Origin of the sequence: Peribacillus sp. YIM B13477 (assembly GCF_042787955.1) — a bacterium.
Lineage (GTDB): Bacteria > Bacillota > Bacilli > Bacillales > DSM-1321 > Peribacillus > Peribacillus frigoritolerans.
In genome coordinates, this window is sequence record NZ_JBHZPD010000012.1 from 29,865 (window position 1) to 42,657 (window position 12,793).

Below are 12,793 nucleotides of genomic sequence, written 5' to 3' on the forward strand. Positions count from 1 at the left end.
CTAAATTAAATATATTATACGTATCAAGGTAACGATAGGTAATTACTGAAATCATTGATTGAAGGGGCGTAAAGCAATTTATGTCCCTTCTTTTTTTCGCCTGAAGATCAGGGAAGAGGGCAGCATGACCTTTTTGTTAGCAAAAAGGGAAACAAAAAAACGATGGCCCACATATAAAAACATATGGGCACTTTCATTAATTTCTTTGGGAAGTGGAAAAGATTCTTATACATTCAAATATGGATTTGAATATTCAGGGAATTATGTTATATTATAATCAAACGAAGATTTGAATGAGAGGTGTGAGAAGATGACGGAACTGAAAGATATATGTGATGTTCACCTGCATGATGAAGTGAAGGTCAATCGCATTCAAGAGGAAATGGGCCAGGTGGATATATCCAGCATGTCGAAGCTGTTTAAGGTTATAGGCGATGAAAATAGGGCGAAGATAGCTTATGCGCTCTGTACGGACGAGGAATTGTGTGTGTGCGATCTGGCCAATATCATTGGTGCTTCGATGGCGACGACGTCACATCATCTTCGTACCCTTTATAAACATGCAATCGTAAAATATCGAAAAGAAGGTAAGTTGGCTTTTTATTCTTTGGATGATCACCATATTAAGCAATTGATTCTCATTGCATTAGAACATCAGCAGGAGGTAAGGGCCGATGGCTGAGTCCCCAATGAAAACATATCGTATCCAGGGTCTATCCTGCACGAATTGTGCGGCTAAATTCGAGAACAATGTCCGTGAACTAGAGGGTGTGAAGGATGCCAAAATCAACTTTGGCGCCTCGAAGATATCGGTACAGGGCAGCGCGACCATTGAACAGATTGAAAAGGCGGGAGCTTTCGATAACCTGAAGATCCGCGGTGAACAGGAACAGGTAACTCAAAAAGAACCATTTTGGAAGCAAAAAGAAAATATTAAAGTGGTGTTTTCGGTTATCTTATTGCTGATCAGCTGGATATTGGATAATCGATATGCTGATGGAAGCATCATGCCGGTAATCGGTTATGCGGCTGCAATCATAGTTGGAGGATATTCATTATTTGTCAATGGTTTGAAAAACCTTGTAAGGCTTCGCTTTGATATGCACACCCTTATGACGGTTGCCATCATCGGGGCGGCCGTGCTTGGTGAATGGGGCGAGGGCGCGACCGTCGTCATTCTATTTGCGATAAGTGAAGCATTGGAAAAATATTCAATGGATAAGGCGCGTAATTCCATCGAATCATTAATGAACATCGCACCTAAAGAAGCTTTGATCCGCAGAGGGCATCATGAAATGATGGTTGCTGTTGATGAGATTGAAGTGGGCGACATCATGATCGTTAAACCTGGTCAAAAACTTGCAATGGATGGCCGGATCATGAAGGGCGCCTCGACACTTAATCAAGCAGCCATTACTGGTGAATCCGAGCCGGTTTTTAAAACGGTTGAGGGTGAAGTATTTGCCGGAACCCTAAATGGTGAAGGGCTGCTCGAAGTGGTGGTCACGAAGCGGGTCGAGGATACGACGATTGCAAAAATCATCCACCTTGTTGAAGAAGCACAGGCCGAAAAGGCTCCTTCCCAAGCCTTCGTGGATAAATTCGCAAAATTTTATACGCCGGCCATCATGCTCATTGCCCTGGCCATTGCGGTATTACCCCCGATCGTGGTGAACGGGGATTGGAGTGAATGGATTTATCGGGGATTGGCTGTACTGGTTGTCGGCTGTCCTTGTGCTTTGGTCATTTCTACGCCCATCGCCATCGTGACAGCAATCGGAAATGCTGCGAAACATGGTGTGCTGATTAAAGGCGGGGTCCATTTGGAGGAAGCGGGAGCCTTAAAGGCAATCGCGTTTGATAAAACGGGTACTTTAACAAAGGGCGTACCTGAGGTGACCGATTTCAAAATGTTATCTGATGTGTTGAATGAACAGGACGTGCTGGCTATCGCCGCTGCTTTAGAAAGCAGATCACAGCATCCCCTTGCCACGGCCATTCTTCAAAAGGCGGAAACCAACGATGTGGACTATCATTCTTTATTGGTAGAGGATTTTACTGCAATCACGGGTAAAGGGATAAAAGGGAAAATCCATCAAGAAATCTATTACATTGGTAAACCCCACCTTTTTGTGGAAGAGGCAGGTTTCGTTTTCTCTGATGATGTGCTTAAATTAATCAGCGGCTATCAAAATACAGGGAAAACGGTGATGGTGCTTGGCGATCAAGTGAAGCTCCTTGCAATCATCGCGGTGTCTGATGAAATAAGGGAAAGCAGTAAGGAAGCCATTCGGAAATTGCATGCTTTGGGCATTGAAAAAACGATCATGCTGACTGGCGATAATATCGGAACGGCAAAAGCGATTGGAGCGGCAGCTGGCGTTCATGAAATTGAGGCGGAGCTATTGCCGCAGGATAAATTGACCATCATCAAACGATGGAAACAAAAATACGATCGAGTGGCCATGGTAGGCGATGGTGTCAATGATGCTCCGGCCTTGGCAGCTTCGACGGTAGGAATCGCAATGGGAGGGGCGGGCACGGATACAGCCCTTGAAACAGCTGATATTGCCTTAATGGGTGATGACTTATCGAAGCTGCCTTATACAATCCGCTTAAGCCGCAAAACATTAAAAATCATTAAGCAGAACATCTCGTTTTCATTGGTGATTAAAGTCCTGGCCTTATTATTGATAGCGCCGGGCTGGTTAACACTTTGGATGGCGATTTTTGCCGACATGGGTGCGACGCTATTAGTTACATTGAACAGTCTTAGGTTATTGAGAATAAAAGAATAGAATAATATGGGCTCCCTGGTGCATCTTAAGGTGCACCAGGGAGCTTTTATTTTGAGCTTTCCAATTGTTTCATGTGAAACTTTGAAAAAAATAGTCGGTCGTCATATTTTTTGTTGAAAGTAAAAGGAAGTCCAATAAAAACACTTTGCTAAGGGCAGAAACCGTTATGCAAGCGAAGCCTGGTATGCTACAATGTGGCTCGCTTTTAGGCAGCATGACAGTTTGTTTAAGTATAATATAGGGAGTAAGGTATGTACGGAAGGGATTTGAAATGATGGAATTACAGCAGAGGGCAATTTTGGTTGGAGTCAATCTCAACGGTTCAAAGGATTTTGAGTATTCGATGGAGGAATTGGCCAATTTAACGGAAGCATGTGAGGTAGAGGTTGCAGGGACCATCACACAAAATTTGCATCGGGTGAACTCATCACATTTTATCGGTACCGGGAAGATCGAGGAAGTGAAAAATCTAGTTGAGCATAAAGAAGCTAATGTCGTCATTTTTAATGACCAGCTCTCCCCTTCGCAACTTCGTAATCTGGAGAGGGACATGGATTGCAAGGTGATTGACCGGACAATCCTGATTCTGGATATTTTCGCGCATCGGGCGAAAACGAAGGAAGCACAGCTTCAGGTAGAAGTGGCAAAGCTGCAGTATATGCTCCCGCGTCTCGTTGGTTTAAGGGAGTCATTAGGGCGTCAGAGCGGCGGGGTCGGTACAAACAAAGGTGCAGGTGAAAAGCAGTTAGAGCTTGACCGCAGGAGGATCGAGGAAAATATAAGTGTTTTGAATAAAGAACTGGAAGACCTTGTTGCACACAGGCAAACGCAGAGGAAACAACGGAAAAAGAATGCCATCCCTGTCGTATCCTTAGTCGGTTATACCAATGCAGGTAAATCTTCGATCATGAATGCACTGATTGAGATGTTCCATCCAACTGCCGAGAAGCAGGTGTTGGAGAAGGATATGCTGTTCGCTACGCTTGAGACGTCCGTCCGAAACATTCCGCTGCCGGATAAAAAGGAATTCTTATTGACGGATACGGTGGGATTTGTGTCTAAATTGCCGCATCATCTAGTGAAGGCATTCCGATCCACATTGGAAGAAGTAGTAGAAGCGGATCTGTTGATCCATGTTGTCGATTATTCCAATCCTAATCATGAGCAGCAAATAGAGATAACGGAAAAGACTTTAAACGATATAGGCATTAAAGGGATTCCGACGATCTTTGCGTATAATAAAGCGGACCTTACCGATTTGGATATCCCTCAGGTGAATCGTGGCTCTGTATATATGTCAGCAAAAAACAAAGTTGGCATCGAGGAATTGATAAATCAAATTCGCAAGCATATTTTTGTCGACTATACCCACTGTGAAATGCTGATTCCATTTGATCAAGGGCAGCTGGTTTCTTATTTCAATGAAAATGGTCACATAACGGAAACAGAATATGAGGCAATCGGTTATCGAATAAAGCTTGAGTGCAAGAAAACGGATTATGAGAAATATAAACGATACGTTATACATCCGGAATGAACCTGCTTGTTGATAAATTTTTAATGGGTTGTTGATAAGTGGAAAAGTCGATTCGTTAATGTGGATAACTTTTGGTGAAGTGCCTCTGTTCTGCAAAAACAAAGAGAATAACACCATATAATATGTGAATAAGTTGTGGATAAAAGTGAAAAGACCCAGGAAACCAAGAATTTTCGTTTCTGGGCTTTTTTTTATGTGGACAAAGTGTTGATAAGCAGGTAATCGGAACAAATCAGCCAAAAATATCAGTAAGTATGATGAAAAGTAAGTTTGGATGTAGAAAAATGACGAGGTTTATCACTTATTGTTAGGAAATATAACATGAATATTACATATTGCAAATTTAGTGCCTGGAAATACTTTACACTTTGTATAATGTAACTTGCTTTTCAACATTATAGAATAAAGAATACTCAATTCCCTGATTTATAATCAGGATTTGAGTTTTTAAGATTAGTAGGGGGGGCTTTTTGTGTTTGAAGGAAACAGGGACCGGGGCGTGCCAGTGAGAGAATGAGAGAGAAAATAATAAACAAAATGAGAGATTCTTGGCTGGGAAATCGCCATGACTTGTTAGGTGATTAAATGGATGGAAACCATGTTGGCAATGCTTTCAATCGTTTAAATATGAGGATAGTAGAGAGAATGCACGCAATTCCTCCCTTTTTATTTTTCAAAATAAATGTTTGGAAGGAGAAATAGTGGATGAGTATGACGAGCCCGTTAAAAGGTGGTCTAGAGATTAACTTTCAGGAAGCGGAGAGGGGATTATCCCCAAGGGAAGCTTTGGAAGAATCGAATCGATGTTTATACTGCTATGATGCCCCATGTATCCAAGCCTGTCCGACCGGAATAGATATTCCCGGTTTTATCAAGAAGATAGCATCAGGTAATTTTAAAGGGTCGGCCAAGACAATCATGACGGCCAATCCTGTCGGTGCCAGCTGTGCGCGGGTATGTCCGACTGAAGAGTTATGTGAGGGGGCATGTGTCCTGAACCATTCTACAAAGCCGATCATGATCGGCAATCTCCAGCGTTATTCCACAGATTGGGCCATCCAAAATAAACAAGCCCTATTCAAGGCCGGGAAGAAGAATGGCAAAAAAGTTGCCATTGTAGGAAGCGGTCCGGCGGGTTTGTCTGCAGCAAGGGAGTTAGCCTTGCTTGGCTACAGTGTAACCATTTTCGAAGCTGAAAAGAATCCAGGCGGATTAAATACTTACGGAATTGTATCGTTCCGTTTACCTCAGAGCATTTCTTATTGGGAAGTCGAACAAGTAAAGAGTTTGGATGTTGATATTAAAACGAATACACGGGTCGGGGTGGATATTTCCGTAAATCAGCTGACTGCCGACCATGATGCGGTCATTTTAGCGATAGGCATGTCCGATGTTCCTAAGCTTGGGATTGAAGGGGAGGATTTAGCTGAAGTTTATGATGCAATCGATTTCGTAAAGGCAACGAAAACAGGGACAATCACTGATAAATTCATTGGGAAGAAGATGGCGGTGATTGGGGCTGGAAACACGGCGATCGATGCCGCTACCTGTTCTATTCGCCTAGGCGCCGAACAGGTGAGCATTATTTATCGTCGTACCCAAAAGGAAATGACTGCCTATGATTTTGAGTATGAGTTTGCCAAACAAGAAGGTGTCGGTTTTCACTGGCTGACTGCCCCCTCCAGGATCCTATCGGATGAAAGCGGTCAGGTAACGGGTATCGAGTGCGTAAAAATGGTGCTTAGCGAGGCAGGTGAAGATGGCCGGCGCCGTCCAGTCCAAATTTCCGGATCAGAGTTCGTCATTCCGGTCGATGGCGTCATTCGTGCCATAGGCCAATCCAGGTATGTAGGATTGATTGAACAGTTCGGCATTCAACATGATGATGGCGTCGTGACATTGGAGGGTGATTCCTACAGGACATCGAATGAAAAGATCTTTGCGTGCGGTGACGTGATCTTCGGAAAAGGCCAAGGTGAGGCAATGGTTGTTTCAGCTGCCCAGCAAGGGAAAAAGACAGCCTATGAAATTGATTCGATTTTGATGGGCGGAGCGGTGGATATTGCTTAAATAACTATGAAAAATAGGAGGCTTATCATGGCTGATTTATCAATTGATCTTGCAGGTATTAAATCTCCCAATCCTTTTTGGCTTGCTTCAGCACCACCTACTAATTCGGGTTATCAAGTTCAGCGTGCATTTGAAGCTGGCTGGGGAGGAGCTGTTTGGAAGACATTGGGTGACCCCATCCTGAATGTCTCATCACGTTTTGCAGCGGTCAGTTTTAATGGACAAAGAGTTGCCGGGTTCAACAATATAGAATTGATAACGGACCGTCCGCTGGAAGTGAATCTGAAGGAAATATATGAAACGAAGAAGAGGTTCCCTGATCATGCAATCATTGCATCGGTGATGGTTGAGCCACAACAGGAAAAGTGGCATGAGATCATCAAGCGCATAGAAGATGTAGGGGTCGATGGTTACGAGTTGAACTTTGGCTGCCCGCACGGTATGGCAGAGCGTGGGATGGGAGCTGCTTCGGGACAGGTTCCAGAACTGGTTGAAAAGCAAACATACTGGGCGAAGGAAGCTGCATCCAAGCCCGTCATCGTCAAGCTTACACCCAATATAACCGACATTACGGTTACGGCTGAAGCGGCGGTGCGCGGCGGTGCGGATGCAATAAGCATGATCAATACGATCAACAGCTTGGCAGGAGTGGATATCCATTCATGGAATACGATTCCCCATGTAGGCGGCAAGGGTGCTCACGGAGGATATTGCGGTCCAGCTGTGAAGCCGATTGCTTTGAATATGGTGGCAGAGTGTGCAAGGAATAAAATGATCAATGTTCCCATTTCGGGAATTGGCGGCATTTCAAATTGGCAGGATACGGTGGAATTTTTGCTGATGGGTTCGACTGGAGTGCAAATTTGCACGGCTGCCATGCATCACGGTTTTAGAATAGTTGAAGACTTGATCGATGGCCTGTCCAATTATCTAGATGAAAAAGGGATATCCTCCGTGATGGATATTGTCGGTAAGTCCGTACCGCGCTATTCCGACTGGGGGAACTTAGATCTTAATTATAAGGTCGTTGCGCGCATTAATAATGATGTGTGCATTAACTGCAATAAATGCCATATTGCGTGTGAAGATACATCGCATCAATGTATAGATATGTTAAAGGACACGTCAGGCAGCTCATTCTTGAGAGTGCGCGAAGAGGATTGCGTAGGCTGTAATCTTTGCTCAATCGTCTGTCCGGCCGATGGGGCGATCGATATGATCGAATTGACAAATGAATTGCCGCCAATGACGTGGAATGAACGCCAATCGTTCCTTGGGGGCATAAGCAGTGAAAGTGTTGATTTCGTAAAATGATGGAGGGGTCGAATATGAAGAAAATCATTAAAAATGGAACGATTGCAACGGCTGCAGATACGTATCAAGCGGATATATTGATTGATAATGAGAAGATTGCAATGATTGGAAAGGATCTGTCGGCTGAGGGGGCTGAAATCATTGATGCAAAAGGCGCATATATTTTTCCGGGGGGCATAGATCCGCATACCCATCTCGATATGCCGTTTGGCGGGACAACGACAAAGGATGATTATGAAACAGGTACAATCGCTGCTGCATATGGAGGCACGACAACGATCATCGATTTTTGCCTGACCGAAAAAGGGGTGCCTTTAAAGAAAGCAATTGAAACATGGCATGAAAAGGCCAATGAAAAAGCAGCCATAGATTATGGTTTTCATTTAATGATCAGTGAGATTAATGATGAAGTATTGGCTGAGTTGCCAAGTATCATCGATAATGAAGGGATTTCGTCCTTTAAAGTGTTCATGGCTTACAAGAATGTTTTTCAAGCTGATGATGCCACGCTATACCGCACTTTGTTGCAAGCAAAGGAACTTGGCGCACTTGTCATGGTTCATGCTGAAAATGGTGATGTCATCGATTATCTTACAAAGCAGGCGCTTGCCGAAGGGAACACCGATCCAATTTACCATGCATTAACAAGGCCTCCGGAGCTTGAAGGGGAAGCAACTGGACGTGCAGCTAAACTGACGGAAATGGCAAATGGCCAGCTCTATGTCGTTCATGTCACCTGTGAAGATGCGGTTGAAAAGATCACTGAGGCAAGGAATAAAGGGGTGGATATTTGGGGTGAGACTTGTCCGCAATATTTGGTTCTTGACCAGTCCTATCTTGAAAAGCCCCATTTTGAAGGATCTAAGTATGTATGGTCCCCGCCGTTAAGGGAGAAGAAAAACCAGGAAGTGCTATGGAATGCTTTGAAAACGGGGCAGCTGCAAACGATCGGCTCCGATCAATGCTCTTTTGACTTTAAGGGACAGAAGGAACTTGGACGTGAAGATTTCACGAAAATACCGAACGGCGGCCCAACGATCGAGGACCGCATGAGTATCCTCTTTTCTGAAGGGGTCATGAAAGAGCGCATTACCTTGAATCAATTCGTCGACATGACCTCTACACGTGCTGCCAAACTATTTGGATTATTCCCTAAGAAAGGGACGATTGCCGTAGGCTCGGATGCTGATATTGTCATTTTTGACCCGAAGGTTGAAAGGGCCATTTCTGCAGATACTCATCACATGGCGGTGGATTATAATGCGTTTGAGGGTATGGGAATTACGGGTGAGCCGGTTTCCGTTTTATCGAGAGGTCAATTCGTCATTAAAGACAAACAATTTGTGGGCGAAGCTGGAAAAGGACAATTCTTGAAACGGGCAAAATATAATTCGGCGTTGAAGCCGGATACCGGGAAAAAGCTTACAGTCTAACTTCGGTAAGGAATCTTGCAAATTAAATTAGGGGGATTTTTATGAGTGAGAAGAAAGATTATTTAAAGTCTCCCGATTTGCTGCCTATACCTCATAGTGAGAAAAACATAAGTGCAGCCGGATTTGGTTTCATTTGGGTGGGCATGGCTGTAGTATTGGCTGCCTTCGCGATCGGTGGGAACGGTGTTCAAAGTTTATCCTTAGGCTGGGTCGTTCTTGCAACGGTCATTGCCTGTGTAGTTCTCGGCTTTTTGATGACAATGACAGGGGATATCGGTGTTGAACATGGAATATCATTTCCAGTCTATATGAGGGCGCCGTTCGGTACGATTGGCACCCACATCCCTTCGGTTGTGCGCGGTTTTGTAGCGTCATGCTGGTTCGGCCTCAATACTTACTTTGGAGCCACTGCAATGAACGCTATCTTTACAACTCTTTTTGACTTTGATAATTGGTTTATCTGCTTCCTCATTTTTGCCGTTTTACAATTAGTCAACACGGCAATGGGAATAAAGTCGATTGAACGATTCGCCGACTTGGCGGCGCCCGTCATCATTCTAATTTCTGGATGGATGTATTTCACCCTATCCGATCAGGCTGTGGCCCAAGGAAGGGAGGTATGGTCCTGGATTGAAAGTCCGGTCACTGGCGGGGCCGCCGCGACGGCTTTCATGGTCGTCATTATGGCAAATATGGGATTTTGGGGCACATTGACTGCAGATATGCCGACGCTTTCCCGCTATATAAAGGCACCAAAAAATGAAAAAAATTGGTTCAAGCGCAATAAGGGGCAAATAATTGGGAATATTATCACCTATCCCATCACCCAGACGTTCATGGTGATTATCGGAGCGGTTTCTTATATGGCTGTTTCCAATTATGACCCTGTAGTTGCCATACAGGGATCAGCAAGTGGAATTGCCCTCGGCGTCCTTTTGATCATGATCGTATTTGCTCAATGGTCGACGAATACTACGGCCAATGTCATTCCCGCAGCTACCATTTTCTCCAATGTCATGGGTCCTAAAATGCCATTTTGGGCGGGAGTCGTTGTAGCGGGGGTTATTGGGATAGTAGTTCAGCCATGGAGCCTGTTCGGCATCATCATAGAAGTTTTATTAATAATAGGTGGAATCCTGGCATCCATTGTCGGCATCCTGGTAGCGGATTACTATTTCCTTCGTAAACGGAGAGTGAATGTACAAGAACTCTATGAGAGTGAAGGCCAGTATAAATACTTGAATGGAGTGAATTGGGCAGGAATCATTTCTTGGGTAATTGGAGGAATCGGTGCCACGATTTTTTCAAATTATTCGTTTATTATCGGTTTTCTTCTCGGCGGTGCTAGTTATTTTATATTAGCTAAGTATTGGTGGTTCAAGCGATATGAACAAGCTGAAATCATCGATCCGAGCGATGAGAAATATTTAGGCATTTCAGTTGGAAGGGATTGGATAATTGAAAAAGGTCCAGAACTTGAGGTAGAGATGGTTTTTACGGCTTCGACCGGCAAGAAGAACGTTTGAAAAAGGGGGAATGGAAATGTCCGAATATCAAGAGTATCGCTTAGAAAGGGAACAAATCGATTTTTTGCTTGAAAGAGGATATCGAATCACCCGGGTTTCCGAAAGTTTAAGTGGAGCTTTTCTCGATTTTGAACTGATTGAAGGAACGAAGCAGGAATGGAAGCAGTTGAACATCAAAACCCCGGAAGGTAGGAAATACTTCTCTACATTGCTTTTCAAAAAAAAGTTGAATTGAGTAAGTTACGGACCGGGCCTATTCCTCACGAATGGGTCCTTTTTGTTCGAGTTTTTTGTAGAATTTTGACGTTAGATTTTCTGACAAGTGTCTGGAGATTTAAGGGGTGTCCGTTTATAATAGATTTTAAAGCAGTTTTATAAAAGGATGTGGCTGGATGAATACATCGATTACAATCGAGGAAATTCTAACACGCAAGCATTTTAATCTGACGGATATAATTGCAGGCAGCAGTGGGATAAAGCGTCAAGTGAAGTGGGTCCACTGCATGGAAGTCACGCAAATCAGCCATTTGTTAAATGGAAACGAACTGATACTGACTACCGGTTTAGGGTGGAAAGACTGCGATGACACATTTCTATCCTGCTTAAGACAGTTAATAGAGTGCGATGCAGCTGGACTCTGTATAGAGATTGGCGCCAACACCATGGCAGTGCCGCAATGTGCCATCGATCTCGCTAATGAACGGCAATTCCCTATCATCCTATTTCATGAAGAAGTCCCTTTCGTGGAAATCACGCAAGATATACATTCCCTTATCATCAATAAACAATATCAGATGATCTCCAACTTAGAAAACTACTCACAGCAGTTAAATAAAAATCTCCTCGAAATTGACCATTATGAACCAATTCTAAAATTTCTCCACAGCTATTTAAATGTACAGGTTATTCTTATCTTTAATGAAAATGATATAGCCAGCATTCCAAAAATAAAGAAAAAAACAACCTATCAAATGGTAGCGGATATATATGAAGAGAAGCGGAAATTGGATAAAACCGTTCTTGGACAGCCGATACAAGTGCTTGGCGAAAATTATGCGGAACTGCTCATCAGCAGCAACGGCAGGGAGTTGACTGATTTTGATTCATTGATCTTGGATCGAACGGCTACCGCATTGGCACAGCATCTATTAAGGGAGTTATATATAGAAGAAAAGAAAATGTCGGAAGAAAGTATTTGGCTTACAAATTGGATTGAAGGTGAATATAGTGACGAAGCAATCCGGGAAAGGCTTTCCTATATTGATCCGAAAATGCAGTTGGATGGCGGAATTGTTTGCATTTGCAAACAACACCCAAAGTATAATAAAAATTCCGCAAAATTAGATGGAACCTATTTTAAGATAATGTTTAGAACTGTTTTTGAACAGTACGGCTTTCAGATATTTTCCATGGAAATACATCAGCATCTTGTTTTTATTTTAGGTGATAATCGTTCATCCGAAGATTGGAAATCAAGGGTTACAAGCGCGGTGGATCGAATCATGAAAATGGATGTAAGCGGGCGTAATCGTATGGGGCTGCTTTCCATTGGTTTTGGTAAGCATGTTCAAAGGTTAAGTGAGATTTATAAAAGCTATGAAACGGCCCGTGAGACGTTGCTGCTTCAGGATACATTACCAGAGGATGACAGGAGCTTCTTTTATCAGGACTTACATATGCATCGCATGATTTCACTCATAAATAAACATGGCAATCTGGAGGAAACGGTATATGAATATTTAGGTCCTGTCATTGAATACGACAAGCAAAACAATGGAGAGCTAATGCCTACCCTGAAGACATACCTTGCCTGTAACGGTTCTAAACAGGAAACATCAAAACAATTATTCATTGTCCGGCAAACGTTATATCATAGGCTTGAAAAATTGGAGAAACTGCTAGGTTCTGATTTTATGCGTTCCGATAAGCGACTAGGCCTTGAATTCATGATTTTTGCATTGGACTTCTTACATTACAGCAGCAGGAAGATCAGCGGGAAGTATGTAGATAAATATATTGGGAGATGAAAAGATAGTAAGACTGAAGGGTGTCCAGGGACATCCTTTTTTGAATGCAAAGAAAGGGAGGCAGATAACAAGGTTAATGCTGACATCA

At 43.4% G+C, this 12,793-nt stretch carries 9 protein-coding genes; all 9 read left to right on the forward strand.

The features are described from left to right. Positions 1 to 310: 310 nt before the first annotated feature. The 9 genes from ACFX4H_RS23760 (at position 311) to ACFX4H_RS23800 (ending at position 12,705) form a co-directional block, all read left to right on the forward strand. Positions 311 to 682, forward strand: coding sequence for an ArsR/SmtB family transcription factor (locus tag ACFX4H_RS23760; protein WP_048685756.1), 372 nt, complete (start codon positions 311 to 313; stop codon positions 680 to 682). After that, the gene (locus tag ACFX4H_RS23765) at positions 675 to 2,798 is read left to right on the forward strand and encodes a heavy metal translocating P-type ATPase (RefSeq protein WP_377436377.1); all 2,124 of its coding nucleotides are present in this window, start codon (positions 675 to 677) and stop codon (positions 2,796 to 2,798) included. Before ACFX4H_RS23760 ends, ACFX4H_RS23765 begins: the two co-directional genes overlap by 8 nt. A 271-nt stretch (positions 2,799 to 3,069) precedes the next feature. Continuing rightward, the gene (hflX, locus tag ACFX4H_RS23770; RefSeq protein WP_377436378.1) at positions 3,070 to 4,335 is read left to right on the forward strand and encodes a GTPase HflX; all 1,266 of its coding nucleotides are present in this window, start codon (positions 3,070 to 3,072) and stop codon (positions 4,333 to 4,335) included. A gap of 711 nt (positions 4,336 to 5,046) precedes the next feature. Further along, entirely contained in the window at positions 5,047 to 6,405 is a 1,359-nt protein-coding gene (locus tag ACFX4H_RS23775) for an NAD(P)-dependent oxidoreductase (RefSeq protein ID WP_376708701.1), read from the forward strand. A gap of 27 nt (positions 6,406 to 6,432) precedes the next feature. After that, entirely contained in the window at positions 6,433 to 7,719 is a 1,287-nt protein-coding gene (gene preA / locus ACFX4H_RS23780; RefSeq protein WP_034304903.1) for an NAD-dependent dihydropyrimidine dehydrogenase subunit PreA, read from the forward strand. 14 nt (positions 7,720 to 7,733) lie between these two features. Further along, positions 7,734 to 9,152 (forward strand): dihydropyrimidinase, encoded by a 1,419-nt coding sequence (hydA, locus tag ACFX4H_RS23785; protein WP_377436379.1) that lies wholly within the window; start codon positions 7,734 to 7,736, stop codon positions 9,150 to 9,152. Positions 9,153 to 9,193: 41 nt separating this feature from the next. Next, entirely contained in the window at positions 9,194 to 10,678 is a 1,485-nt protein-coding gene (locus tag ACFX4H_RS23790; protein ID WP_098185298.1) for an NCS1 family transporter, read from the forward strand. 16 nt (positions 10,679 to 10,694) lie between these two features. Beyond that, the gene (locus ACFX4H_RS23795) at positions 10,695 to 10,913 is read left to right on the forward strand and encodes a hypothetical protein (RefSeq protein WP_034304894.1); all 219 of its coding nucleotides are present in this window, start codon (positions 10,695 to 10,697) and stop codon (positions 10,911 to 10,913) included. A gap of 157 nt (positions 10,914 to 11,070) precedes the next feature. Next, positions 11,071 to 12,705: a PucR family transcriptional regulator gene (locus ACFX4H_RS23800; protein ID WP_377436380.1), complete on the forward strand. Its 1,635-nt coding sequence runs from the start codon at positions 11,071 to 11,073 to the stop codon at positions 12,703 to 12,705. The last annotated feature ends 88 nt before the right edge of the window (positions 12,706 to 12,793 follow it).